This is a genomic window from Myxococcus eversor (assembly GCF_010894455.1).
Taxonomy (GTDB): domain Bacteria; phylum Myxococcota; class Myxococcia; order Myxococcales; family Myxococcaceae; genus Myxococcus; species Myxococcus eversor.
The window spans coordinates 415,917-440,460 of the sequence record NZ_JAAIXY010000008.1 but is presented as its reverse complement, the minus strand read 5'-3'; the positions used below and the strand labels follow the sequence as shown (position 1 = coordinate 440,460).

Here is a 24,544-nt window from a genome sequence, read left to right as displayed (position 1 = left end):
CGTCGCACGCATCCTCACCGCCGTGATGAGTCTCAGGAAGCAGGAGCGCAACGTGCTCGACTATCTCACCGCCTCCGTCGAAGCTCAGCTCCACGGCACTCCCGCACCCTCACTGCTACCCGGCACGTAACCTCAGTTCACCTTTCCGCCGGCCTGCGCCGTGAACGGTTACGGCGCCACGAGCCTTGGTGCCAATGTGCCTGCTCGTATTTCCCATGTGGTAGAGGTCCAGCCCGAGATAGCGATTCAGGGGGGCCAGAAGCTGCCGCCGCACGGAGAACCAGGCGCCCGGGCGGGAGTTGAGCGCGAGGCTGGCATAGCCGTAACTGAATGGCAGCTCGCGCGCGATATCGAGGGCCCGTGCACGGAAGTGACCTGGGCCGTGTGACAGGAGGTACTCGGTGGGAAAGGTGAAACAGATGCCGCTCGTGGCTCCGTCATCATGGGCGAAGAGCGGGTCATCGAGCTTCCGACCGTTGTACTCGAAGTGGTAGCCACCCACGCCACTCTCGAACTCGGACAGGTCGACGAGCCACGCGCCTCCCCAGGCGCGCTCGACCATCTGATATCGGATGTGCGCCCAGCCCGCCTCATCCAGTGGCAGGGTGTCACCGTCGTCCGCGCCATACCAGCCCAAGGCCTGGAGAGGAATCGCACGCCGATAGTGCTCCAGCGCGCGCCACACTCCGTCAGCCACGTCCCGATGCGAGTGGCGCATGAAGAAGCAGAGGACCAGCCCCTCGCGGACGCTCAGGTCCCCGTAATCATTCGTCACCCGGATGACCGGAAGTGCTTCTCTCATGGAACCACGCCCCGCAGAGGAGAGACCATGACTACATTTCCTCGCAGGGCATCTTGGTAGATGTTGCCCTGGTTGAAACCAGCGTAGGCACTCTTCTCCCCGTAGCTCGTCCACCGGGGCTCGTTCGTGTCGGGACAAGGGAACTTGAAGTCCAAGGTGAGCACGGAGTGCAACACGTTCGAATCTGAATGCAGGACGAGGTCCGGCTTGATGGTGCGCCACAGCTCGCGAGTACACCCTTGGGAGATGAGCCGCGCCTCCTCCTCCTTTGTTGCCGAGCACGCTTGTTGATGGTTCCACGGCGTTCCACGGACCGGCTCGTTGATGGGCACTTCCAGCAAGCGCGCGAAACCACTGGAGTCCATCACGAACGTGCTCGGCCGGGTGTCACCGCCGATGATGGCCTCTTCTTGAGGCGATTCCCCTTGGGGAATCGACGGTTGCAGCTTGAGCCGGAGCACGAGGCGGCTCAAGGCTGCCCGGAGGGCACCGCCGTCAGGCGGCCGTAGGGCCTTGAACCGACTCGGGATTCCGGCGTCCATCATCCAGCCGGCTCACCCGTCCATCAACAAGCGTGCTCGGCAACATCCTTGCTGATGGTCTCCAGAAACCGAGCATGGGGATAGAAACGGTATCGCTGCTCGATGCTGAATGACGCGGGCCAGAGTTGCTCCAGCACCTGCTTTGCGCATCGAAGTGCCAGCGCATGCTTGCGTTGTCCCAGGAGCATGGCCCGGGTGATGCGTTCGCCGCAGCCATCCACTTCCACTTCCTCGCCACACTCCCGCCGGGTCGGAGCCCGATTGCCGAAGAACTCCAAGTTCACCAGGCGCTCGGCCTGACGAGCACATTCGACAAGTTGCTCCTCGAGTTCGTTCACCGCGTTGTCCTGCCCCAGCAACGTCACCAGGAACGGAACCAGCCCAGCAAGGGTGGAGGATGAAGCGTGTGTGGCCGAGGTCGAGAGCGCACGCGCGCCTTGCCGCGCCATCGCGGAAGCGTGACGCATACGTGCGGCCGTCTCCGTATCGAACCGCAACTCCTTGGACGCCGCGTGATGTGCATCCCCAGCACAAGCCATGAGCGAGGCCGTGGCCAGGAGCAGGAGTGCCCGCTTCAGCTGAGGGTTCCAAGGAGCAAGCACGGGTACCTACGGGTGTTGGGAAGGATTGCTGGAGCGGGAACAGCGAAGGCCCGGCAACGGGGACGCTCGCGAGGAGCGCCCACACCGTCCCGGGCCCCAAACCCACTCAGCCCAGATTGTGGAAGACGCGCTGCACGTCGTCGTCCTGCTCCAGCGAGTCCACCAACTCGAGGACCTCGTTGGCCTTGTCCTCGGGCAGCTCGATGAGGTTCTCCGCGATGTACTCGGAGTCGGCGGAGATGGGCGTCAGCCCCTTGGCCTCAATCGCCGTCTGCAGCTTGCCGAAGTCGGAGAAGTCGCAGCGGATGATGAGCTGCTTCTCGCCCTTCTCGCCGGTGCCCTCGCCCAACTCCTGGAGCCCGTGGTCGATGAGCTCCAGCTCCAGCTCGTCCTGGTCGAGCCCCTCCGGGTGCAGGCGGAAGACACCCATCCGCTTGAACATGAACGCCACGCTGCCCGCGTTGCCCATGTTCCCGGAGTACTTGTTGAAGCGCATGCGCACGTTCGCCACGGTGCGCACCACGTTGTCCGTGGCCGTCTCCACCAGCAGTGCGATGCCGTGGGGCGCATAGCCCTCGTAGAGGACGATTTCGTACTGCGTCGCCGTCTGGCCGCTGGCGCGCTTGATGGCGGCCTCGACCTTGTCCTTCGGCATGTTGGCCGCGCGGGCATTCTGGAGGACCCGGCGCAGCGTGGAGTTGGTGTCCGGATTGGGCCCGCCGGACTTCACCGAGATGGCGATGTCCTTGCTGATGCGCGTGAACACCTTCGCCATCTTGTTCCAGCGGGCCATCATCGTGGCCTTGCGCGTCTCGAAAATGCGTCCCATGGGTCGAAGCGGCTCTTTGGAAATAGGGGGGCGTTACAACGATGCGACCAATCTAGCGCAACTCGGGTGAGGCGCCCGCGCTTCGTGTGCGGGGCGGCGACCTGGCTGGCGCTCGGTCCACGAAACGGAACGGGCGGCGACGACCTCAAGGGGCCACCGCGCCATTCCCATCCCAGGGCCCCGCGAGTGACTTCAGCGCGCCTGCTGCGCGGAGGCCTGGGGCTGCGCCTGCTGCGCGGGCGTGAGGCTGTTGGCCCCCGTCCCCTGCGCGCCGTTGGCGAAGGCCCGCTCCATGTGCGCGTCGAGCTGGCCCACCGCCATCAACCCCGCCATGCGGAAGTCGGAGATGAAGGACCAGAGCGGGTACTTGAAGCTCGCGGGCTTGTTGCGCTCGATGAAGAAGTGGCTGAACCACGCGAAGCCGTAGGCGGCGACCAGGGCGGCGGGCACCAGGGCCCCCCGTCCGGTGACGACGGCCGCCACGCCCGTGGCCAGTCCCAGGCTGGTGCCCACGAAGTGGAACCGCCGAGTCACGGGCAGCGAGTGCTCGCGCAAGTAGAACGGCCAGAACTCGCCATAGGTCTGGATGGGCTTGGGCATGGAGTGAAGTTGTGTCCAGGCAGGGGCATCCCGTCAACCCGCTCCAGGTCTGAGCGTGAAATCAGGGCCCTCATGGCCCCCGAGGGCACGGCCAGCGAGCGGGCAAGCGGCCCCATGGGCCCCCTGGCGCGCATTTCCCGACAGGTGGGCCCCCTCCCGGCCGCCAGGGACGTCCAGGCTCCGAGCTCCGAGCCCGGGGCTACTTCTTCTTCACCTTCTGCGCGGCGGTGCGGAAGCACGCCTCGAACTTCTTGGTCTTGCTCTGGACCAGGCCCAGGTGCTTCATCATCGCCATCGTCGCGGAGCTGCTCCTGTCGCGGATCTCCGTATCCATGCACGTCATCGCCTCGTCCCAGCGCGAGCACATGCCCGTGTCGCTGAAGAGGTTCTTGCCCTGGATGCATTTCTCGAGGAGCGGCATGAACCCCTTGGCCGTCGACCGGGCACACGGCATCAGGTGCTTGTCGAAGCAGGCCGACGCCTCCTTGAGGAAGCGCTCCGGGAGCGGCTTCTCACCGATGACGGCGCACACCTTCGCCCGGTCCTCTTGAATCGTCTTGAAGAGCGCCAGCGTGGTGGACATGGTGGGGTCCGGCATCTCGGGACATTCCTCCGCCTGTCCGCGCAGTGGAAAGACGGCGACGACGACGGCGACGACGAACAGCGCTCCCGTGAATCTCGACATGTCGTGCTCCTGGTGCCCCGCCCACCAGAGGATGCCGCCGTGGACGTCCGGGCGTTTCACCCGGGGTTCTAGCGCCAGGGACAGCACCAGAAAAAGTCGGAAAACCAGTACCTCTGGCGCAAGGGCTCGCGGCCTCTCGGGACGGCTTCTCGCGAGCCTCATCGCCCATGGTGCATGCCGTCGCTCCACAGTTTTCCGCTCGTCATGCATCTCGAAACGAGGGCCACTCCTCCTCGTACACGGGTCGTGGGAGACTCGGAGCTGATGACGGATTGGATTCCCAAGCCGAACCCCCAGGTGGACCTGCGCACCCTGGTGCTCAGCGCGGAAGAGGGCTTCGTGCTCTCGCGGCTGGACGGAGCGACCGCGGCGAGGAACCTCCCCGCCCTCACGGGTCTGCCTCCCGAGCGACTCCAGGGCATCCTCACGCGGCTCTTGTCCCAAGGCGCGCTGCTCCCCGCAGCCCAGGGCCCGGCCCCCGCCGCCGCGAGGAATCCCGTCGCAACGAGCCCGACGACAGGCGCCGCGTCTCCGAGCCCCTCCCCTGTCGGTGGACCGGGCCGCGTCGCCCCCTCGCCCTCCACGGTGAGCCCGGGCTACGAGCCCCTCTCGGCCTCCGCCACCTCGTCGGCACCGGAGGAAGAGCTGCCGATGCTCGATCTGCTGCCCCAGGACGCGGAGGAGCACACCTCTTCGGAGTCAGGAGCCGACGCGGTCGAGTCCCCGGACGAAGAGCCCGCCGTGGACGACGAGCCCGAAGTCGCCCTGGGCAACTTCCGCCAGCTCTTCGAGACGCGACTGCATCCGCAGACGGAAGACCACCGCGTGGCCTTGGCGCGCGCGTGCGAGGACCCGGAGCTGTCCGCGCTGTGCTTCGACCCGCTGCCCGCCGTCATCAAGGCGGTGCTGGAGAACTCGCGCGTGGGGCTCGCGCACGCGCGGCTCATCGCTCGCAACCACCGCAACCCCGTGGGCCTGGAGGCGCTGTGTGGCCGCGCGGCCTTCACGGCGGACACGGGCGTGCGCCGGTGGCTGGTGCGCAATCCCCAGCTCCCAGCGGGACTCTTCCGTCGCCTGTGGAGCACGCGGCGGTTGATGGAGCTGTACAAGGTGACCATCGACCGCGACGTGCCGGAGTCCACGCGGCGCTCGTCGCGAGAAGTCTTTCGTCAGCGCTTCACCACCGGCCCCGCCGAGGAGAAGGTGGAGGTCATCCTCAACACGGAAGGCCGAGCCCTCGCGTCGCTCATCGGCATGTCCGTGGATGGCAAGACGGCGTCGCTGTTGTGCGGGCGCACCTACCGCTCACCGATGCTCATCCAGAACATCGCCCGCTGGAGCGCGGCGCCCCCGCCCCTCATCGCGCATCTGCTGAAGCAGGAAGCGGTGCGCCGTCAGCCGCAGCTCCGCATGCTGCTCGCGCGCCACCCCAATGCCCCGGCGGACGTGAAGCGCGGCGGAGGCTGAACCTCACGGCCTGCGAGCGGTGAGGATGGGCTGGTGGAAGCCCGTCTCGTCGGACGAGTACCACCGTGTATCCATCAACCCCGCGCGAGTCAGCGCGCGCTCCACCTCCACGCGCTGGAGCGCGCGGTAGACGGCGGTGTGCTCCGTCGCCTGCCAGCCTCCACCCTCGGGACGGAGGATGAACTGGTGCACCTTGTACGTGCGGCCGTCGGCGGCCCAGTCCCAGACCTGGAACAGAATCCGTCGTCCCTCGGGCGCATCGAGCACGCGCTCCGAGGTGAAGCGAGGCTGCTGCGCCATCAGCAATTCATAGTCGCGCACGCCCAGCGCCAGCATGCCGCCCGGCGTCAGCTTGGAGGCCATGGCGTGCGCGGCGGCATCCAGGTCCTCGTCGGTGAGCAGGTGCGGCACGGCGTTGTCGAAGGCGAGCACCAGTTGGAAGGTGCCTGACACCTGCGTGTCCAGCTTCCGCATGTCGGCGACGCCGGTCGTCATGGAGACGCCCAGGGTGCGCGCTTCGCGCTCCGCGCGGGCCACGGCGGCCGGGCTCAAGTCCGTGGCGTGGACGATGTAGCCCCGGCCCGCGAGCCCCAGGGCCTGGGTGCCGATGCCACACGCGCAGTCGAGCACTCGCCGGGGAGGAGGCTCGCCGCAGCGGCGCAGCAGCGCATCCAGCGCGGCGCCCTGCCGCTCCACCGACTGGGCCCAGTTGGCGAAGAGCAGGTGATACTCCTCGGCCAGCCCTTCGTGGAAGCCCAGCACGGAGTCACTCATGTCGCGAAGGACCGTCCCTCCACGGCCTCGATGGCGGCGCGCAGGTGCGCGGGCACGGGGACTGTTTCATTCGAGAGGTAGTTGAGGGTGACGATGACGGCGATGCCCTTCGTGTACAGCACGCCGTCCTCCTCGCCGAACACCGCGTGCTCCAGCGTGACGGACGTCGTGCCGATGCGGGAGACGCGGGCACAGGCCACCAGCCGGGCCGGGAAGACGACGGGGCGCACGTACTCGGCCTGGGTGGCCTTGAGGATGGGGCCGATACCGCCCGGGGCGCGCGTCTCGCCAGAGCCCGAGGGGCCCGTCATGCCGATACGCACCAGGTAGGAGATGCGAGCCGACTCGAACCACGTGAAGGTCCGGGCGTTGTTGGCGTGGCCGAACGCGTCCATCTCACTCCAGTGGAGGGTGAAGGGGACGGTCACGGGGAAATCTCGGGGGGTGAAATCCGCCATGTCGGGCAGGGTGCCCCAGTCGAGGCCGTGAGGGAACGAAGAACACCGCCTGCCTGCTCTCCAGTCAGGGGCCGTGGCCGTGATAATCCAGCAACACGATGAGTCCACGACTCCTGCTTTCCGCGCTGGCCCTCATGGGGCTCGGTATCGCTCCTCCCTCCTGGGCCCGCGAGCCCGCGCCGAAGCCAGCACCCGGTGCCAGCTCGCCCCGTCCGCCTGTCGACACATCGAAAGACACCACCGCCGTGCGCCACCGCGTCACAGCCGCCGAGGCCCCGCGTCACATCATCGCGGGAGGCAAGGGTCGCGCGACGCTGTTCCTCAACGAGGGCACGGGCGCCACCGCCGCCTCGCTGACGCTGCTGGAGTTGCAGCCCGGAGGCGAAGTCCCCGAGCACACGCACGACGCGAGCGTCGAGATTCTCTACATCGAGGAAGGCGCCGCGGACATGACGGTGTCGGGGCAGACATTGCGCGTGAGCAAGGGGGACGCGGTCTACATCCCCGCGGGAGCGAAGCACTCGGCGCGAGTCATCACGCCGGGCGCGCCCTTCAAGGCCGTGCAGGTCTACGCCGGCCCGGGCCCCGAGCAGCGCTTCACGCAAGGCCCGAGGGAGACCACGCCCCATGGCAAGTGAGCGGGACGGGGCGGCGGCGCGCAAGGACAGCGAAGCTCCCGCGAAACAGTCCAACAAGCTGACGACGGGTGAGCGTCCGCACCTCGTGGAGTCGAGGAACGAGACAGCGCTCATCTCCGAGAGCGGCACCGCGACGAAGCCCCAGAAGCACGCGGGCATGGTGCGCTGGCTGCATCCGGCGCAACTGCTGCGCACGGGCCTGGACGCGCTCGTGGCGGCGGTGTTCGGCGCGCGCGCGGACCATCGCCTCATCGAAGCGGTGGTGCGTCCGCAGGAGCCCTACTTCGACTACTCGCAGGAGACGCTGCCCGACGGAGACTTCTGGCTCGACTACGTCGCGGACACGGGCGACGGCTGGGACTCCACGTACACGGTGGCGCGGCTCCTGGCCCTGCCGGAGCTGAAGCTGCCCGTGCGCGGCCAGCCGAGGGCGGGCGAGCACGAGACGAAGCGTGGACGCGTGCTCGTCTCCGGTGGCGACGGCGTCTACCCCGGCGCCAGCCGCGAGACATACGAGGAGCGGTTGATACAGCCGTACGAGGCGGCCATGCGCCGCTCCGTCGCGCCCAATCCGGACCTGTTCGTCATCCCAGGCAACCATGACTGGTACGACGGCCTGTCCTCCTTCATGCGACTGTTCTGCGCGAACCGGTGGATCGCGGGTCGGCGGACAAGGCAGAGCCGCAGCTACTTCGCGCTGAAGCTGCCACATCGCTGGTGGCTCATCGGCACGGACGTGCAGCTCAACAGCGACATCGACGTGCCGCAGGTGGAGTACTTCCGGCAGATGGCGGAGAGCATGGGCCCGGATGACCGGGTCATCCTCTGCAACGCGGAGCCCGCGTGGATTCTCGCGGCCACGCAGCGGCGCAAGGGCAGCTACCTGGAGAACAACCTGGAGTACCTCCAGGAGAAGGTGCTCGGCCGGCGCATCAGCGTGTTCCTCGCGGGAGACCTGCACCACTACCGGCGCCACGAGGACGCGGCGGGCCGGCAGAAAATCACGGCGGGCGGAGGCGGCGCCTTCCTGCACCCCACGCACGCGCCCAAGGCCCACGTGCTGCGCGACGGGTACAAGCTGGAGAAGAGCTTCCCGGACGAGCGCACGTCGAAGAAGCTCGCGCGGAAGAACCTGTTCCTCATCCGCTACAGCCCGCTGTTCGGCCTGATGACGGGCGCGCTGTACCTGCTGCTCGCGCTGGCGGCCTACGCGGAGGTGGGCTCGCTGGGCGTGTCCAAGCTCGGCGACGTCGTCATGGCGGTGGCCAACAGCATGGTGAGTCGTCCGTGGACGATGGTGCTGGGCCTGGGCACCATCGGCGGGCTCATCGGCCTGGCGGACTCGGCGTTCGGCAAGTGGCGGTGGCTGGCGGGAGGGCTGCACGGAATCGCGCACATCCTCACGGCCTTCTTCGTGGCCTGGGGAGGCACCTACGTCGCGGTGAGCGGAATGGGCATCTGCCCGGACCTGACCCCGGACGGGCTCAACTGCACGGCGGGCTGGGCGCACCTGGCGGGCAAGTTCCTGATGTCCTCGGGGCTGACGTTCCTGGGCGGCTTCCTCGTCGGCCCGTTCGTCATGGGGCTCTACCTGTGGCTGAGCGTGAATGTCTTCGGGGCCCACTCCAACGAGGCGTTCATCTCGCTGGCGCTGCCGGATTGGAAGAACTTCGTGCGCCTGCACATCAACGAGGAGGGACACCTCACGGTGTACCCGGTCGGAATCGAGCGGGTGCCGCGCAAGTGGAAGCAGGTCCACGCGGGCCCTCACGCGCCCGCGTACGAGCCGGACGACGCGAAGGCCACGCCGCCCGCGCTCATCGAGCCGCCCCTCCGCGTCTAGGCCGTTTTCCCGGGTGACGGCCGTGCCACCTCCGAACGCGGCCGTCCCACAAGCGCACAGTGGCCGAGTCCCTCGTGACGACGCACGTCGTCACTCCGCCCGCATGAGTCGCGGCGCCGGGTTGGCACGCGAATGGCTTTGAGGAGGCGCATGCCTTCATTCCTTCAGGACCTGCGCCACGGCGCCCGCTCGCTGCGTCGCAGCCCCGGCTTCACGCTGGCGACGGTGCTGGCGCTGGCGCTCGGCATTGGCGCGAACACCATGCTCTTCAGCGTGGTGAGCGCGCTCCTGCTGCGCCCGCTTCCCCTCCCTGGTGCGGACAGGCTGCTGTCGGTGTGGGGGCAGGACTCGCATGAGGCGGGCCGGAACTCGGCCCTCTCCCGGCTGGACGCCGAGGATTTGCGGCAGAAGGTGAAGTCGTTCGACGGCTTCGCGGCCTTCGACGTCAACGGCGTCACGCTCACCGGGCCGAACCTGGAGCCCGAGCGGGTGGAGAGCGCCGGCATCTCGGAGGACTTCTTCCGCATCGTCGGGGTGAAGCCCCTGCTCGGCCGGGTGCTCACCGACGAGGAGTTCCTGCTCAACGGTCCGCGCGCGGTGGTGATTTCGCACGGGCTGTGGACGCGCCGCTTCGGGGCGGACCCGCGCGTCCTGGAGCGCATGGTGGAGATGGAGGGCAACTCCTATCAAGTCGTCGGAGTGATGCCGGAGGGGTTCGACTTTCCGAAGGAGGGCTCCAACGAGCCGCTGGGACTCTGGGCGTCCCTGTCGTCGCAGGACTTCATCCGTGACAACTGGGACAGCCGAGGCACGCACATGCTGGTGGGCCTGGGACGGCTGGCGGCTGGGGCCACGGCGGAGCAGGCGAACGCGGAGGCGCGCTCGGTGATGGCGGCGTTGTCGCAGGCTTATCCGGACAGCAATCCAGGCAACAGCGTGACGGTGATGGGGCTTCAGGACCGGCTGTCGCTGGACACGCGGCGTCCGGCGCTGTTGCTCCTGGGGGCGGTGTCGTTGCTGCTGCTCATCGCCTGCGTGAACGTGGCGCAGCTCCTGCTCGCGCGGGCGTTGGCGAGGCAGCAGGAGTTCGCGGTGCGCACGGCGCTGGGGGCGGGGAAGCTCGCGCTGGCGCGGCAGCTGTTGGCGGAGGGCGCGCTGCTGGCCGTCTCGGGTGGGGCGCTGGGGTTGTTGTTGGGGACGTGGGGCACGGACGCGCTGAGCGCGGTGTTGCCGGAGTCGGTGCAGCAGGTGCAGGCGGTGCGCGTGGATGGGCTGGCGCTCGCCTATACGGCGGGGTTGGTGTTGGCGGTGACGCTGTTGTGTGGACTGGCGCCGCTGGGCACGGCGGTGAGGGCGAGCCTGGGTGGCCTGCTGCAGAGCACGCGAGGCACGAGCGCCAGCAAGTCGGCGTTGCGCTGGCGCGCGGTGCTGGTGTCCACGCAGGTGGCGCTCGCGTTGGTGTTGCTGGTGGGCGCGGGGTTGTTGGTGCGCAGCGCGCAGCGGTTGGCCTCGGTGGACCCGGGTTATCGGACCGAGAACGTGACGCTGATGCGGTTCAACCTTCCGGCGGCGCGCTACACGAGCGAGACGATGGCGTCGTTCTACGCGCGCTTGTTGGAGCGGGTGCGCGCGCAGGCGGGGGTGGAGGCGGCGGCGCACGTGACGCCGGGCGTGGTGACGGGGGGAGGCATCAGCCTGACGTTGGAAATCCCTGAGCGGCCCACGGCGCCGGGCGAGCAGCGGCGGGACACCGCCTATCGCGCGATGAGCGACGGGGCCTTCGCGACGCTGGGGATTCAATTGAAGCGGGGGCGGGACTTCACGACGCGGGACACGTTGACGTCGCCGCAGGTGGTGGTGGTGAACGAGTCCTTCGCGCGGCGCTTCTTCCCTGGGGAGGAGGTGCTCGGCAAGCGGGTCATGATTGGTTATGGCGACAAGGTGGAGCGCGAGGTGGTGGGGGTGGTGGCGGACATGAGGGGGCGGGCGCTGGACAGTCCGGCGGAGCCGGAGCTCTATGCGCCGCTGGGGCAGACGCCGTGGCCGGCGACGACGCTGATGGTGCGCAGCAAGCTGCCGATGGAGACCGTGGCGGCGGCGGCGAAAGCGGAGCTGCTGCAGTTGGACTCGCAATTGTCGATGCGCAAGCCGACGACGCTGGAGGCGAACCTGGACCGCTCGGTGGCGAACCGGAACTTCCAGCGGGTGTTGTTCCTGGCCTTCGCGGCGTCGGCGGTGGCGCTGGCCTCGCTGGGTATCTACGGGTTGATGGCGTACAGCGTGGCGCAGCGCAAGCGGGAGCTGGGCATCCGGCTGGCATTGGGAGCGATGCCGTCGGACGTGGTGCGGCTGGTGATGAGGCAGGCGCTGCGGATGTGCGCGCTGGGATTGGGCGTGGGCTTGCTGCTGGCGCTGGCCTTGTCCCAGGTGTTGGAGGGGATGTTGTACGACGTGAGCGCGACGGACCCGCTGACCTTCCTGGCGGTGCCCGTGCTCCTGCTCACCGTGGTGGTGCTGGCCAGCTGGCTGCCCGCGCGCAAGGCGTCGAAGGTGTCACCTGGCGTGGCGATGTCCGCGGACTGAGGGCCTGACGCTCGCCCACTCCCACGTCGGGAGTGGGCGAACGCCATCCGCCCAGCCAGTACGCACGACCGCCACTGCGAAGGGCGCGGGTTAGCAACTCTTCGAAGGAGGAGGCGATGCGCTTCGTTTCGGGGAACGTCACATTTCTTCTTGTTGCGGCTCAACGAATGCGGTGCAACTCCGTCCCAGAGAGAGCTGCGAACGCCTGACTCCGCAGCACTCAACTCGTTGGCGACTGCTCCAGTCGTTACGGCGAGATCGCCTTGTAGTCTACTCGGTCACCCATGACTGCCCAATCAGTGACCACACCACAGAGGATGGAGGTCAGGACCAATCCAGCGTTCCTGAAGGTAGTCATGACCGCGTCCCTCAGATTTTCGGCCGTCCAGTGTTCAGGGATGGTTCCCATGACCGTGGTGTTGGGGAGAAAAACGGTCATGTTCGGCGTTGCTACGGTGAAGCCCGCCTTCCCCAGAATGCTATAGGCGGTCTTGTAGTCATCGCTGGTTTGAGGTCTCAAATCAAATGTAATGACTGCACCCTTTGCCATGGCACCACCTCTTTCGTGTCAGCAGCACACTTCGTTCTTCCTGTGAACTATTCATCAAGGAACTTGCACACCTTCTCCTGGCCCATCACACGAAAAAGAGAGGATGAGATCACTGCCCGGGGATTAGTACCTCGCAGCGTGTTCGCCAACGAGACCTCCCTTGGTCATCTTGACTTGGAGGTACTGATCCCTGCGGTGTTCGAACGCTCCCTTCAAACTGCGGTGAATCTCCTGGGCGACGTCTTGTGGCTTGTAATCTCCATCTGCCCTACCCTGAATGGTCAGGATGTGGTTTGCATATTGGAGAGCTCCCTCGGGGTACTTCTTCTTGATGAAGTCCCGTGTGACCGCCTCTTCTTTTTGAAAGTCCTCCTGCGAGCGCACGCCGTATTTCAGTGCGAGTTCGTCGTCCGGGATGATGGGGCGGGCGAATCTGTTCTTGGTGTCGACCTCGAAGAAGGCCCCTCGCTCACCATTCGCGGGATGGGTCCAGGTAAAGCTGACCATGTACAGGTTGGTTGCGACTTCTTTGGCTACCCAGCCCGTCACCACAATTTCGCCTCGTAGCTCTCCCAGGCGCGACTGAATCATGCTGTCGAGCCGAACCGCATGGGAGTTGTCCAGATAGCGATTAACCATGGAAGCAAAATCTTCAACACCTGTTTGCACGCTCTGTTTCGCCAATGCGATTGCCAGCTCCTCGCCCGTCGGCTGGATTGGCCGAATCGCACGGTATCCAAGGACGAGTGAGCCAAGCACTACGAGGGCAACGAGTATGGAGTTGACGAGCGTCTTGGTGGCGGAGATGCCAATAGACTTGATTCCTTCAGACATGGGTCCCCCAGCAGGTGGCGCCGTGACAGCAGATGCACGGTACATCGGCAGTCGGGCATCCGCGCTCCCTCCACAGAGGTATTGCGCTCGACGCATCGGGACGATGGGAGCCCAGTTGGGAGTAGCGGACGGCACCATAATGAGCGATGCGGGCTATTGACGAAACCCCGTGCGCCAAGAGCCGGACCGGCGCAGCAGGGATTCATCTCCAGCGGACACACAAGGGGCCCACGACCTGAACACCGGGCACGTGGGCCCCTCTCGCAAACGACGGCGCGACGTGACGCCTCACCAGACCTGCACGGGAGCGGCCCGGATGAGCGACAGCCCGGTGCCGAGCTGTCCATAGGTGCTGCTGCCCCAGGACCAGACGCTCCGGTCCGCGAGGATGGCGTGGGAATGGTCTCCTCCGGCGGAGACCGCCACGGCCGTCCCGAGCGGGCTCACTCGCGCGGGCAGCAGCTTCGACGTCGACGGGACGCCATCTCCCAGTTGACCCTGGTCATTGCGTCCCCACGCCCAGACCAGTCCTCCCACTGTGATTGCGAGATTGTGCTGCACGCCCGCTGAGAGCGACACCACTCCGGTCAGCACCTTCGTCTGCACGGGCGTGAGCTTGTTGACCGTGGTGTTGTCCCCCAGGTTTCCGTAGGCGTTATTGCCCCACCCCCACACCGTCCCGTCTGACTTCAATGCCAGGGAATGGCCATTGCCGGCCCCGATGGCGGTGACGCCCGTGAGCCCCAGCACCTGGGCGGGCAGCGACCGCGCTGTCGTGGAGTTGATCCCCAACTGGCCATAGGCATTGTGTCCCCACCCCCACACCGTCCCGTCCGCCCTCAAGGCCAGCGAGAACGAGTTTCCCGCCGCGATGGCCATCACCTGCGTCAGCCCCACCACCTGGACAGGCTGGGAGCGCAGGGTTTGTGTCCCATCGCCGACCTCTCCATATCCATTGCCCCCCCAGGCCCACACCGTCCCATCCTCCGCCAGGGCCATGCTGTGAGCGGCCCCCGTGGAGACGGAGAGAAACCTGACCGTGGACAGCACCTGGACGGGGGTGTTGCGTTGGGTCCGCGTCCCATCTCCCAACGCGCCGTTCGAGTTGGACCCCCAGGCCCACGCCGTTCCGTCTGACTTCAGCGCCAGCGCATGGTTGTACGCCATGGAGACCGCCAGCATCCCCGTCAGCCCGGACACCTCGATGGGCTCCGGCCGGGTGATGATGCTCCCGTCTCCCAACTGCCCCCAGACGTTCATGCCCCAGGCCTGGACCCTGCCGTCCGGAGTCAGCCCCAGCGCGACCTGGGAGGCCGCGGCCACCCCACGCGAGCGGAGAATCAAAGAAGGAACGGGGCTCGCCTTCCGGTCGGTCACCCCATCACCAATCTGTCCGGAGTAGTTGTACCCCCAGGACCACAGCGTCCCGTCGTCCTTCACCACCAGGGCATGACTCCCGCCAGCCACCAGGGACCGGACCGTGGACAGGCCAGGAACCTGCGCGGGCAGCGACCGCGCTGGTCCGCTGCCTCCACTCAGTTGGCCGGAGCCGTTGTACCCCCAGGTCCACACCGTCCCATCCGCCTTGAGCGCCGTGGAATACATCCCATTCGCTGACACGGCGACCACGCCCGAGAGTCCTACCACCGGAGCAGGTGTCATCCTCGAAGCGACGGTGCCGTCTCCCAACTGCCCGTAATCGTTGTTGCCCCAGGCCCAGACCGTCCCATCCGCCTTCAGCGCCAGGGAGTGGCTGTTGCCACCCGAGACACCCACCACGTCCGAGAGCCCCAGCACCTGCATCGGAGACAGGAGCCCCATTCCCGTCGGCTCCTCGGGGTCCAACTCCATCCACGATGTACTGTTGTGGCCCCACGTCCAAACGGTGCCGTCGGACTTCAAGGCCAGCGAATGCGCTTCGCCCGCGGCGAGCGAGACGATGTTCAACAACCCTGGGATTCGGGTGGGCACGGTCCGATTGAGGCCTGTGCCATCTCCGAGTTGGCCGATGGAGTTCGAGCCCCAGGCCCACACCGTGCCATCCGCCTTCAGCGCCAGCGCATGACGGAATCCGGTGGCCACGGCCGTGGCCACCAGCCCGCCCTGCACCTGGACTGGGAGAAATCGCGCGGTCGTCGTCCCATCCCCGATGGAGCCGTAGGTGTTGGAGCCCCAGGCCCACACCGTGCCGTCTTCCCTGAGGACCACCGAGTGCAGTCCTCCGGCGGCGACAGAGCCCACCAGAGGCAGCCCCGGGAGCGTGACCTTGAGCGGAGCCCAGCGCGACACGGTCGTCCCATCGCCCAACTGCGCATACGTATTGCCGCCCCAGGACCAGGCGGCGCCATCCGCCTTCACCGCCAGGGAGTGATACTGCCCTCCCGAGGCCTCGACTCGCTCCAGCCACGCGCGCGTCGCCACGGGCACCGACTTCATCAGATACGTCCCGTCGCCCACCTGACCGTCGGTGTTCGAGCCCCAGGCCCAGACCTCTCCACTCGCCTTCACCGCCACCGAGTGCTGTCCGCCGCCCGCTGACACACCCCGGACCTGCGTGAGTCCTGGCACCTGCACGGGCGACAGCCGCTGGAGCATGCCTCCATCTCCCAGCTGCGACCGCGCGTTGCTCCCCCACGCCCACACCGTCCCATCGCCCTTCAGCGCCACGGTGTGCTGCCCGCCGCCCACCACCGCCTCGACTCCGCTCAACGCCGGAATCTGCGTGGGGACCAGAGTCACCGCGGTGGAGCCCAGGCCGAGCTGCCCTTCGTCGTTCTTGCCCCAGGTCCACACCGTCCCATCCACCTTCAACGCCACCGTGTGCGAGCCCCCACCCGACACCGACGTCAGGCCCGTCGGGCCCGGCAGCATGGCGGGCAGCGTGCGGCCCGTGAGGTCACCCGTCCCGAGCTGCCCGTCCGCGTTGCCACCCCAGGACCACACCCGCCCATCCGCCGTCAGCGCCAGGGAGTGGACGTTGCCCGCGGAGATGGCCATCACTCCAGTCAGCCCCTGCACCTGCACGGGGGACACGCGTCGCGTCGTCGTCCCGTCTCCCAGCTGCCCCGTCGCGTTGTTGCCCCAGGCCCACACCGTCCCGTCCGACTTCAAGACCAGGGAGTGGGAGAAGCCCGCGGCGATGGCCACGGCATTCGTCAGTCCTGGCACCGGCACGGGCACCGGACGCGAAGTCGTCGTCCCATCTCCAAGCTGTCCATTCAGGTTGTTGCCCCAGGACCACACCGTCCCATCCGACTTCAACGCCAGCGAATGCAGCTCACCCGCCCCGAGCGCCCGGATGTCGAACAAGCGCCACACCCGCACGGGGAACGGACGCGCGCGCGTCGTGCCATTGCCCAGTTGTCCAAAGGTATTGCCACCCCAGGACCACACCGTCCCATCCGAGCGCAGGGCCAGGGAGTGGTTGCGCCCCGCCAGCACCGTTCCCTGACGGGAGAAGCCTTCCGCGGCGCGCGCGGTGCCGGGCTCGGGTGCCGCTTCGACAGGCTCGCTCCCCGAGCAGCCCCCCAGCCACAGCGCGCACAGCAACCCGCACCACGCCGCGATGCCAGACATCCGTCTCGTGCCACGATTCATGTGTGATTCCCCCTCTTCAAACAGCTCGGGAACCAATCACCCGTGACGACGAAGAACAAGCCCCTGAATGTCTTTCACGACCCCCACGGGCGTGAATGACGTCTCGGGGCCCGGCTGACACCAGTGTCTCGCTTGCATCCAGACGCTAGGTCCTCGCAGACCTCGTTGAATCGGCGAATGAAGGCAGCGGGAGGGGTGCCGGGTGCTCTACTTGCGGGGTCCTTCCTCATCGGGATGGATGATGGAGGGGCTCCGCTTCACCGCGGCGCGCGCCCAGAGGAAAGCGGCTCCTCCTGCCGCCAGGAGCGCCCCGACAACGCCTGCCACGAGCCAACGGGTGGACTGCGACATGAGACACCTCCGAGCACCAGCATGGCCGGGCGGACTGGCCCGCCGGACGCCATCCTCTCCGGACAGGATACTTCCTCCCAGGCCTCGTGCAGGCCACACCACGACGTCCCTTTGTGCCCCTGGTGAGAGTGGCTCCAGGGAGGGGGGCTCCCCCCGCAGGCAACGGTAGGCCCTGCACCGACCTGGAGGAACCAGCGTTCCCTCGGGCTCCAGTCCTGGCGACAGCGGTTCACCCTCGGGTCGTCATCTTCCAGTCAAACCACGCCCACCTCCGTGCCGTCTCCCCTTGGAGTCGCCACGGTGGGAAGGAGTTTTCCCATCCCCACCGGGCATACGCCTTGCTGTCTTTCTGGCAGCAGCGAGATGCCGGGAGGGTGCATGCACGGCGGGTGGCGATGGGCGACGGCAGTGGGCATGGCGGTGTTCCTCGGCGCATGCGGCGAGTCGTCGGGCAAGGATGACGTCGACTCGCCGGATGGCCCTGGCCCCTGGCCCCTGGACGCGGTGAAGGACTACGCGACGGCGTTTGGCATTGGCGCGGGTGTCCGGAGCATCGGCGTCGACGAGGGGCACAACATCTGGCTGCTGAAGGGCGCGGAGATTGGCGTGCTGCGTCCCGGCGACACGGCGCCCACGTGGACGCGTGGCGTGGGACAGGCTGCGGAGGGCTTCGGGAGGGACAAGAAGGCGCTCGGCTCCACCGTCATCTGCGGGGGCGAGGCGGGGCGCGCCTACGTGGGCTACCACACCTACGAACTGCAGCCGGAGGTCCCGGACAAGCCCCACGCATACATCCCCGTGGAAGGAGAGCCCCACTACACCGCGGAGCGCTTCGCGGAGTACCAGAAGGGCGACCTGGACGCGGTGCGCCTGGAGTCCGACGGCCAGGTGGTGCTGGAGGAGCACCTGTGGCGCAGCGCGGGAGTGTCCGGCGGGCAGCAGCAGCTCGGCATCCGCAACACCAATGATTTCCACTACGACGAGGACCGCTCGGTGCTCGCCTGCCAGCGGGTGATGCGCGGCAGGGACCGGGGAGATGTCTACATCGGCACCAACCACGGCGTGACGTTGGTTCGCGGCCTCACATACAACAGCCACCGCCATGCGGCCTGGTATCTGGAGACACCGCGCGCGGACGGCAGCGTGTCCCAGTCGCTTCAGGCGGGCTTCAATTGGGGACTCGGCATCGGGGCCGGCGGTGAAGTGCTCGTGGCCAATGACTGGCTGGTGGGCATCCTCGAGCCGAACGGAGTGCTGGAGGACTTCGACAAGGAGCGCACCTGGGAGGGCCCGGTGCCCTGGAGCTACAAGGGGCACAACTCGCAACTCAACAGCCTGGAGGCCTTCGACCACTGGCGCGCGATTGCTCGCACGAAGGCGGGGACCACCTGGGTGGGCAGCCGTGACTTCGGCCTGTGGCGCATGGAGCAGACGGACCGCTCCAGCGCGAACTATACGCGCATCACCACCCTGCCCTCCGACAACGTGACGGCGCTGGCGGCCACCGACGAGGGCATCGTCTACGTGGGCACCGACGACCAGGGCCTGTGGCGCATCGAGCAGGACGGAGAGACGCTCACTCGCGTGGACTCCGTGAATGGAAAGCAGGTGCTCCAGCTCGTGTATGACCCCACCGTGGCACCGGCCATGCTCTATGTCCTGACCGACACAGGGCTCACCGTGCTGCGGGAGTAACATCATCGACGGTGGCCCTGAGTCTGGCATCAACATGGACGCGCCCGTGCGATTCCGCGGGTGGGGTGGTGGTGATGGGACGTCTCCGCGCGACAGACCGCACAGGGGCGGAGTCGACCCGAGTCCCGAGTGCCACCGCCAGTCGGGCGCGCCCCTGTGGCCTTCCGGAAGCTCCGCGCGTACGGGGTGAGCTCCGAGCGGTGTCTGGATGGACTTGCGCGTAACGCACCATGCGAAGGAGAGAAGGGGAAAGGGGTTGCGGGCGGGTGTCGTCATGCGGCGTGGACACGGCTGGCGCCCCCGCGAGAGACTGCTCCGTGCCCCGAATGCCCATGCAGGATGTATCCCCTACTCCAGGGGTAGTGCGCCTTCGTGAGCAGCGATACCGACGGCATTTCCTCCGCGAGGACGGGCGGCAATTCGCCATCGTGCTGGGCGCGATGGGGGTGACCTTTGCCGTGACAGTGGGCAACGACTTCTCCCAGCTTCAGGGGGCCTGGCTGACTGTCTCCGTCTCCTCGCGAGCCCTGCTCCTCGTGGCTGCTGGGGTGGGGCTGGTCCTCCTGCGCCGCGCCCGGTCGCCCCGGCAGATGGATCAAACCGTCCAACTCGGGCTCGCCGCGATGGTGCTCTTCGGGTCCGTCGTCCATCTGTCGAAGCTGTCGACGGGACATATCCAAGGCCCCGTCATCGCCTGCGCCACCCTCATCTGCTGTTTCTCCTTTGCGATGCGAGGCCCCCTGCTCCCGCGGTCCATCGCCGGCGGTGTGTTCGTGCTTGGGGGGGTGGTACTCGTCACCCTGGCAGGTCCCCAGGCGGCGATGGACACCCAAGGGCGCGTTGCGACCGCGCTCGCGCTCGCCACCCTGAACATCGTCGGCAGCCTCTCGGCCAGCTCGTTCGAGCAGCAGCGGCGCAAGCGCTTCGAGGCGGAGCGGCGGGAGCGGCAGGCGCGCCACGAACTGTCTGTCAAACTGCGCGAGCTCGCTGTGGAGAAAGAGCGCGCCGAGGCGATGTCGCACGCCCGCGCCGCGTTCCTCGCGGCGATGAGCCACGAGTTCCGCACGCCCATGAACGCGGTGATCGGCCTCTCTGACCTGGTCCTCGACACGTCGCTCAGCCTCGAGAGCCGGGCCCACGTGCGCACCATCAATGACAGTGCCCGAGCGCTGCTCCGACTCCTTGAGGAAATCCTCGACTTCGCGAAGATCGACGCGCAGAAGCTCATCCTGTCGCATGCCCCCTTCGAGCTCCGAAAGCTCGCTGCCTCGGTCATCGACATGCTGCGGCCCGCGGCCAGGACCCGGTCGGTCGAGCTGTCATTGGAGCAGGGTCCCGACGTGCCGGCGCATGTCGTCGGCGATGATGCGCGCCTGCGGCAGGTGCTGGTGAACCTCACCTCCAACGCCATCAAGTTCACCGAGCGCGGCACGGTCCGTCTCCGAATCACCGCGCTCCCGCCAGGCCTGGAGCACGCGGCCGGGGACATGATTGAGTTCCGGGTCGAAGACACGGGCATCGGCATCTCGCCCGACGTGCTCGCGCGCCTGTTCCGGCCCTTCACACAGGCCGACTCCAGCATCACACGCCGCCACGACGGCACGGGGCTCGGACTGGCCATCAGCAAGCAGATCATCGCGGCGATGGGCGGTGACATCCTCGTCGAGAGCGAGCCCGGGCGTGGCTCGGTGTTCTCCTTCGCGCTCCAGCTCGCGGCCGCGGCCGCCCCCGAGCCCGCCGCTCCCACCCTCGCCGAGAATCGCCCGCCGCTCGTCGTCCTCGTCGTCGAGGACCACCCCGTGAACCGGGAGGTGGCGCGCGCCAAGCTCGCCCGCCTGGGCTATCCGGTGGACCTCGCCTGTGGCGGCGGCGAGGCGCTCGAGGCCATCGCGAGCAAGGATTATGACGTGGTCTTCATGGACCTGCAGATGCCTGGCATGAGCGGCCTCGAGACCACCGCGCGGCTCGGCGAGGCCACCGCGGGCCGGCGTGTGCCGCATGTCATCGCCATGACGGCGAGCCTCTTCGAGGAGGACCGCGAAGCATGCAGGCGGGCCGGCATGTATGACTTCGTCGGAAAGCCCATCGACGTCGCGCAGCTCGACGCCGTGCTCACCCGCGTGGCCAAGGCGCGCGGCGCCGCCGCCCCCTCGCTGGAGCAGGAGCCCCTCACGAAGCTGCGGCGCATCGGGAGCCTGGGCGAGCCGCGCTTCTTCGAGGGCCTGTTGCACATCTTCCTGGAGAGCACGCGGGGGCGCCTGCCCCGGCTGACGGAGGCGCTCGAACGAGGGGACGCGAAGGACCTCGCCTGGGAAGCGCACATCCTCAAGTCGGCCAGCGCCACCCTCGGTGCGGTTCAGATGTCCGAGGTCTGCGCCAAGGTCGAGGCGGCGGCGAGGCAGGGCCGGCTGGAAGGCCTCGGCGCGGCGCTCGTGACGCTCGCAGCCCAGTTCGTGGAGGTGGAGAAGATGCTCAGGGCCGAGCTCGAAGGCGGGCCTCCCCTGACCATCCAGGAGGCCTCATGAGTAGCCCGTCTCCCAGGGTCTTCCTCGTGGATGACGACCCCTTCCAGTTGCACTACCTGGGCGGAATCCTGCGCACCGCGAACTACGTGGTGGAGGCGTTTGAATTGCCGGAGGTGCTGCTCGCACGCCTCTCCGCGAATGACCGGGGCTGCGCGGTATTGGACTTGCGGATGCCGGGGCTGGATGGCCTGGCACTGCAACGCTCCTTCCTGGATGTTGGCATTCTGCTCCCGCTCATCTTCGTGAGCGGCCACTCCGATGTGCCTTCGGCGGTCACTGCGATGAAGCAGGGCGCGGTGGACTTCCTTTCCAAGCCGGTGGATGCCGAGGCGCTCCTCTCCGTGTGCGCGCGCTCCATCGTACGGGACGCGGAGGCCGCCGCCCGGCGCGCGGCCCGCGAGCACGTCCGGGCGCGGTTGGCGGGCATGTCTTCGCGCGAGCGCGACGTGTGCCACCTGTACGCCCAGGGCCTGCTCAACAAGCAGATCGCCGCCACGCTCGACCTCACCGAGAGCACGGTGCAGGCGCACCGCGCTCGCGCCCTGCAAAAACTCCAGGTGAGCACCGTGGCCGAGCTGGTCCATCTGCTGGCTCAGGCCAACGAGACAGACTGAGCTGCACGCCACGAAGAGAAACCGCCCTTTGTCAATCGGTGTTTTACCGATGGTGAGGCCCACCCTCCGCATGGTGCCATCGTGATGCTCAATCACAGCACCCACCAGTCAGCGGAGATAACGAATGGCCACCACCACGCGTGCGTATGAGTTGTTGATCGGGACAGGCAATGACGGCACGGACGAACATGTCGATATCGAGCTCGTGAATGCCGCGGGAGCTGTGAGCAACAAGGAGCGGCCCGCCAGTGGAGACAGCGGGCGCAACAATTATGAGAAGGGCTCCATCGAGATCTTCGACCCGCTCACGTTCACCTTGGATGGGACGCCGGCGAAGATCAGGGTCCATTTCACCGGGTCGAAATGGAAGCTTGGCGGGCTCTGGTTGACCGACAAGACCACCGGCGAGACATGGTATGCGCTGCCGGACGCCTTGGTCGGTTCGGGCAGCGGTGCCATGCGCTCGCCCGCGACCTTCGATTTGCAGCAGCTCCGAGAAGGGGACGCCCCCGCGCCGGCCTATGACGAGTTCAAGGTCTTCATCTCCACCGCCTCCGGCAGCGATACGGGGACCAATGACAAGGTGTTCCTCAAGCTCTTCGATGCCAGGGCGGTGTCGTCCCTCACGCAGCGTCCCGGCGCCACGGACAACATCGGGAATCCAATCAACGACTGGAAGAGCGGCACCAGGCAGGAAGCGAAGGTCGCGGGAGGGCTCGCGAAGATGGGCTCCATCAGTTACATCCTGCTTTGCAAGTATGGCTCCAATAGCTGGAATCCGACCACGGTCGATGCGGAAGGCGTGTCGCCCTCTGGGCCTTCCCGGCGCTTCGTGATCAACCACCCGTTGACCGAGGCCGCCAACAAGTGGATTTTCGTCAGGGCCAACGCCACCTGACAGGCCCCATGAGCCTCTCTCCCTCTGGGGAGGTATGGCTTGGGTCTGTCCACATCTCCAAAGTCTCACGCCGTGCCAGCCGGCACGACAACCCGTCCCACAAGGACGGAAGAGGAGACCAACATGGCGACGGTGGGACAGCGGTTCAAGACAGGCGAGAAGTGCCCGACTCGGGGCATCTACACCTTCGACGGCTACACGGACAACACGACCACCCCCGCTCCGACCAGCGAAGAGCGCGTCATCACGCTCGACGAGAACGAGACCTTCCCGCCCATCAGATCCACCAACAAAGGGGCGTACTGGAAGCTCACTCGAGTCCTGTAGTCAGCCCCCGCTGCCCCGCCCGGAGTACGCAGCCGGACGGGGCAGCGCCGTTGCCGGGCGTCAGGACGCCTCAAGGCGCGCGCAGCTCCATCCGCAAGGACTGCTTGCCCACCCATTCACCGCGCAGGAGGTTCTTGCCAGCCTCCAGTTGCAGACGCGCCGTAGGGTTGCCGTCCGCATCGCGTTCCTCCAAGGTGAGCTTCCCGCCTTCTGCCTGGCCATCCAGCTCAATCGCCTTGCGATGCTTCTCGTAGAAGTACACGCCGGATACCGAGTTGTCGTCCTGCTTCTCCAGCATCATCACAATCGGCAGCTTGCCGATTCGACCACGCAGCACCTGACTAAAGACATCGCCTGACGACGCTTGACCTTCCCCCAGCAGCACGCTCTTGCCGTAGGCCGTCAGATGCGGACGCAGGGAGTCATACGGCAGTGACAGGCTGACGGTGTTGACGTCATCGAGCGCGCGCGACGCGTGGTTGCTGCAGCGCTCCGCGGTCATGCGGGCTTCCGCCGCATTGAACTCCCAGCGCTCATTGAAAGCCGTCCTGGCGCGCACCTCGTCACTCTCGCCGTCCACGCTGGCCAGACACTCGCGGTTGAACGCGATGCGCTCCTCCAGGTCGTCAATCGTCTCGTGCGCATCCTTCTTCTGGCGTGACGCCTTCAGCTCCTTTTCATGTCGCGCGACCTGCGCACGGTAGAGGCGCTGCTTTTCCTTGTGCATGCGCAGGCTCAGCGCACGAACCCCAGCCGGGGTGAACAACTCCCGGGGATTGAGCTGGCGACCCGTCCGCATGTCGAAGCTGTAGGACACACTGTACGTCTCGCAATAGGCGCCGCAGCCCTCGGCATTGAACTGAATCGTGAGCAGACGCGCATCGTTGCGAGTCACGCTGAAGGTCTGACCGGCGAGTCCCGCCAGGTCGAATCCGTCAGCCGGCAGCTTGGGCTCCGCCTTCACGGGCGCCAGCGCCTTGAACCGGCCGATGAACAGGCTGTCGTTGATGTTGGCGGCCAGCTCCGGCTTGTCGTGGGTGATGAACGGCATCTGGATGACCTCCTGCGGAAAGGCTTGTTCCGCAGCCGGCTTGGGGATGACCGTGAGCGACGTCACTGTCAGGTCGGCCGCATGGGCACCACCCGCGAGCAGCGCGGCCAGAAGGGGGAGCAGCGCGAGACGTACGGGAAGACGCTTCATCGGGAGTCCTTGGACATGACGGCCACAGCGGCATCCTGCCGCATGGCTCCACCGAAGAGCAGCCCATGCACCACGTCGTGGACTCATGCCCAGCGCTATTGCAGGCTTCACTGGTGGGCCGAGCTGACC

The 24,544-nt window shown here is 67.0% G+C and carries 21 protein-coding genes; 9 read left to right on the top strand and 12 right to left on the bottom strand.

Going from position 1 to position 24,544, the window contains the following annotated elements; genetic code table 11:
• Positions 1 to 115: 115 nt before the first annotated feature.
• The 6 genes from G4D83_RS19220 to G4D83_RS19195 form a co-directional block, all read right to left on the bottom strand.
• On the bottom strand, positions 116 to 802 hold the full coding sequence (locus G4D83_RS19220; protein ID WP_240356418.1) for a type VI immunity family protein: 687 nt from the start codon (positions 800 to 802) through the stop codon (positions 116 to 118).
• Positions 799 to 1,263: a hypothetical protein gene (locus tag G4D83_RS19215; protein WP_163866221.1), complete on the bottom strand. Its 465-nt coding sequence runs from the start codon at positions 1,261 to 1,263 to the stop codon at positions 799 to 801. The genes G4D83_RS19220 and G4D83_RS19215 overlap by 4 nt, the downstream gene beginning before the upstream one ends.
• A 104-nt stretch (positions 1,264 to 1,367) precedes the next feature.
• Positions 1,368 to 1,811, bottom strand: coding sequence for a hypothetical protein (locus G4D83_RS19210; protein WP_163866220.1), 444 nt, complete (start codon positions 1,809 to 1,811; stop codon positions 1,368 to 1,370).
• A gap of 241 nt (positions 1,812 to 2,052) precedes the next feature.
• Entirely contained in the window at positions 2,053 to 2,775 is a 723-nt protein-coding gene (locus G4D83_RS19205; protein ID WP_163866219.1) for a YebC/PmpR family DNA-binding transcriptional regulator, read from the bottom strand.
• Between the two features lie 192 nt (positions 2,776 to 2,967).
• On the bottom strand, positions 2,968 to 3,375 hold the full coding sequence (locus tag G4D83_RS19200) for an Mpo1-like protein (protein ID WP_163866218.1): 408 nt from the start codon (positions 3,373 to 3,375) through the stop codon (positions 2,968 to 2,970).
• Positions 3,376 to 3,574: 199 nt separating this feature from the next.
• Positions 3,575 to 4,060 (bottom strand): hypothetical protein, encoded by a 486-nt coding sequence (locus tag G4D83_RS19195; protein ID WP_163866217.1) that lies wholly within the window; start codon positions 4,058 to 4,060, stop codon positions 3,575 to 3,577.
• A gap of 264 nt (positions 4,061 to 4,324) precedes the next feature.
• On the opposite strand from G4D83_RS19195, the gene G4D83_RS19190 reads away from it, so the two are divergent.
• Entirely contained in the window at positions 4,325 to 5,527 is a 1,203-nt protein-coding gene (locus G4D83_RS19190; RefSeq protein WP_205522659.1) for a hypothetical protein, read from the top strand.
• A gap of 3 nt (positions 5,528 to 5,530) precedes the next feature.
• Here the strand turns inward: G4D83_RS19190 and G4D83_RS19185 are convergent, their stop codons facing one another.
• Both G4D83_RS19185 and G4D83_RS19180 read right to left on the bottom strand, forming a co-directional pair.
• Positions 5,531 to 6,301 (bottom strand): class I SAM-dependent methyltransferase, encoded by a 771-nt coding sequence (locus G4D83_RS19185; RefSeq protein WP_163866215.1) that lies wholly within the window; start codon positions 6,299 to 6,301, stop codon positions 5,531 to 5,533.
• Complete coding sequence (locus G4D83_RS19180; RefSeq protein ID WP_176434203.1) at positions 6,298 to 6,759, bottom strand: acyl-CoA thioesterase; 462 nt, start codon at positions 6,757 to 6,759, stop codon at positions 6,298 to 6,300. Before G4D83_RS19180 ends, G4D83_RS19185 begins: the two co-directional genes overlap by 4 nt.
• A gap of 98 nt (positions 6,760 to 6,857) precedes the next feature.
• Between G4D83_RS19180 and G4D83_RS19175 the strand changes: the two genes are divergently transcribed.
• From G4D83_RS19175 to G4D83_RS19165, 3 genes are all read left to right on the top strand, one after another.
• Entirely contained in the window at positions 6,858 to 7,397 is a 540-nt protein-coding gene (locus G4D83_RS19175) for a cupin domain-containing protein (RefSeq protein ID WP_205522658.1), read from the top strand.
• Positions 7,398 to 7,554: 157 nt separating this feature from the next.
• Positions 7,555 to 9,240 (top strand): metallophosphoesterase, encoded by a 1,686-nt coding sequence (locus G4D83_RS19170; RefSeq protein ID WP_240356428.1) that lies wholly within the window; start codon positions 7,555 to 7,557, stop codon positions 9,238 to 9,240.
• A gap of 150 nt (positions 9,241 to 9,390) precedes the next feature.
• Positions 9,391 to 11,823 (top strand): ABC transporter permease, encoded by a 2,433-nt coding sequence (locus G4D83_RS19165; RefSeq protein WP_163866212.1) that lies wholly within the window; start codon positions 9,391 to 9,393, stop codon positions 11,821 to 11,823.
• Between the two features lie 247 nt (positions 11,824 to 12,070).
• Here the strand turns inward: G4D83_RS19165 and G4D83_RS19160 are convergent, their stop codons facing one another.
• The 3 genes from G4D83_RS19160 to G4D83_RS19150 all read right to left on the bottom strand — a co-directional run bounded on the left by G4D83_RS19160 (position 12,071) and on the right by G4D83_RS19150 (position 16,804).
• A complete protein-coding gene (locus G4D83_RS19160; protein WP_163866211.1) occupies positions 12,071 to 12,373 on the bottom strand; it encodes a hypothetical protein in 303 nt (100 codons plus the stop codon).
• 123 nt (positions 12,374 to 12,496) lie between these two features.
• Positions 12,497 to 13,207: a hypothetical protein gene (locus G4D83_RS19155; RefSeq protein WP_163866210.1), complete on the bottom strand. Its 711-nt coding sequence runs from the start codon at positions 13,205 to 13,207 to the stop codon at positions 12,497 to 12,499.
• A gap of 288 nt (positions 13,208 to 13,495) precedes the next feature.
• Positions 13,496 to 16,804, bottom strand: a complete 3,309-nt coding sequence (locus tag G4D83_RS19150; protein ID WP_163866209.1) for an RCC1 domain-containing protein — start codon at positions 16,802 to 16,804, stop codon at positions 13,496 to 13,498.
• Positions 16,805 to 17,533: 729 nt separating this feature from the next.
• Here G4D83_RS19150 and G4D83_RS19145 point away from each other — a divergent pair.
• The 5 genes from G4D83_RS19145 to G4D83_RS19125 all read left to right on the top strand — a co-directional run bounded on the left by G4D83_RS19145 (position 17,534) and on the right by G4D83_RS19125 (position 23,214).
• Positions 17,534 to 18,850, top strand: a complete 1,317-nt coding sequence (locus G4D83_RS19145; protein ID WP_163866208.1) for a hypothetical protein — start codon at positions 17,534 to 17,536, stop codon at positions 18,848 to 18,850.
• A gap of 458 nt (positions 18,851 to 19,308) precedes the next feature.
• Complete coding sequence (locus tag G4D83_RS19140; RefSeq protein WP_163866207.1) at positions 19,309 to 21,375, top strand: ATP-binding protein; 2,067 nt, start codon at positions 19,309 to 19,311, stop codon at positions 21,373 to 21,375.
• Positions 21,372 to 21,989 carry a response regulator transcription factor gene (locus tag G4D83_RS19135; RefSeq protein WP_163866206.1) on the top strand — a complete coding sequence of 206 codons (618 nt, stop codon included), beginning with the start codon at positions 21,372 to 21,374 and terminating at the stop codon, positions 21,987 to 21,989. Before G4D83_RS19140 ends, G4D83_RS19135 begins: the two co-directional genes overlap by 4 nt.
• Positions 21,990 to 22,113: 124 nt before the next feature.
• The gene (locus G4D83_RS19130; protein ID WP_163866205.1) at positions 22,114 to 22,887 is read left to right on the top strand and encodes a hypothetical protein; all 774 of its coding nucleotides are present in this window, start codon (positions 22,114 to 22,116) and stop codon (positions 22,885 to 22,887) included.
• Between the two features lie 123 nt (positions 22,888 to 23,010).
• A complete protein-coding gene (locus G4D83_RS19125; protein WP_163866204.1) occupies positions 23,011 to 23,214 on the top strand; it encodes a YjzC family protein in 204 nt (67 codons plus the stop codon).
• A gap of 70 nt (positions 23,215 to 23,284) precedes the next feature.
• On the opposite strand, the gene G4D83_RS19120 is transcribed toward G4D83_RS19125, so the two are convergent.
• Complete coding sequence (locus G4D83_RS19120) at positions 23,285 to 24,415, bottom strand: hypothetical protein (RefSeq protein ID WP_163866203.1); 1,131 nt, start codon at positions 24,413 to 24,415, stop codon at positions 23,285 to 23,287.
• Positions 24,416 to 24,544: the final 129 nt, after the last annotated feature.

Excerpts from the sequence above, each read along its gene's own strand:
- G4D83_RS19220 (WP_240356418.1), bottom strand. The coding sequence starts at position 802 with ATGAGAGAAGCACTTCCGGTCATCCGGGTGACGAATGATTACGGGGAC.
- G4D83_RS19210 (WP_163866220.1), bottom strand. The coding sequence starts at position 1,811 with ATGCGTCACGCTTCCGCGATGGCGCGGCAAGGCGCGCGTGCGCTCTCG.
- G4D83_RS19205 (WP_163866219.1), bottom strand. The coding sequence starts at position 2,775 with ATGGGACGCATTTTCGAGACGCGCAAGGCCACGATGATGGCCCGCTGG.
- G4D83_RS19200 (WP_163866218.1), bottom strand. The coding sequence starts at position 3,375 with ATGCCCAAGCCCATCCAGACCTATGGCGAGTTCTGGCCGTTCTACTTG.
- G4D83_RS19195 (WP_163866217.1), bottom strand. The coding sequence starts at position 4,060 with ATGTCGAGATTCACGGGAGCGCTGTTCGTCGTCGCCGTCGTCGTCGCC.
- G4D83_RS19190 (WP_205522659.1), top strand. The coding sequence starts at position 4,325 with ATGACGGATTGGATTCCCAAGCCGAACCCCCAGGTGGACCTGCGCACC.
- G4D83_RS19185 (WP_163866215.1), bottom strand. The coding sequence starts at position 6,301 with ATGAGTGACTCCGTGCTGGGCTTCCACGAAGGGCTGGCCGAGGAGTAT.
- G4D83_RS19180 (WP_176434203.1), bottom strand. The coding sequence starts at position 6,759 with ATGGCGGATTTCACCCCCCGAGATTTCCCCGTGACCGTCCCCTTCACC.
- G4D83_RS19175 (WP_205522658.1), top strand. The coding sequence starts at position 6,858 with ATGAGTCCACGACTCCTGCTTTCCGCGCTGGCCCTCATGGGGCTCGGT.
- G4D83_RS19170 (WP_240356428.1), top strand. The coding sequence starts at position 7,555 with ATGGTGCGCTGGCTGCATCCGGCGCAACTGCTGCGCACGGGCCTGGAC.
- G4D83_RS19165 (WP_163866212.1), top strand. The coding sequence starts at position 9,391 with ATGCCTTCATTCCTTCAGGACCTGCGCCACGGCGCCCGCTCGCTGCGT.
- G4D83_RS19160 (WP_163866211.1), bottom strand. The coding sequence starts at position 12,373 with ATGGCAAAGGGTGCAGTCATTACATTTGATTTGAGACCTCAAACCAGC.
- G4D83_RS19155 (WP_163866210.1), bottom strand. The coding sequence starts at position 13,207 with ATGTCTGAAGGAATCAAGTCTATTGGCATCTCCGCCACCAAGACGCTC.
- G4D83_RS19150 (WP_163866209.1), bottom strand. The coding sequence starts at position 16,804 with ATGAATCGTGGCACGAGACGGATGTCTGGCATCGCGGCGTGGTGCGGG.
- G4D83_RS19145 (WP_163866208.1), top strand. The coding sequence starts at position 17,534 with ATGCACGGCGGGTGGCGATGGGCGACGGCAGTGGGCATGGCGGTGTTC.
- G4D83_RS19135 (WP_163866206.1), top strand. The coding sequence starts at position 21,372 with ATGAGTAGCCCGTCTCCCAGGGTCTTCCTCGTGGATGACGACCCCTTC.
- G4D83_RS19130 (WP_163866205.1), top strand. The coding sequence starts at position 22,114 with ATGGCCACCACCACGCGTGCGTATGAGTTGTTGATCGGGACAGGCAAT.
- G4D83_RS19125 (WP_163866204.1), top strand. The coding sequence starts at position 23,011 with ATGGCGACGGTGGGACAGCGGTTCAAGACAGGCGAGAAGTGCCCGACT.
- G4D83_RS19120 (WP_163866203.1), bottom strand. The coding sequence starts at position 24,415 with ATGAAGCGTCTTCCCGTACGTCTCGCGCTGCTCCCCCTTCTGGCCGCG.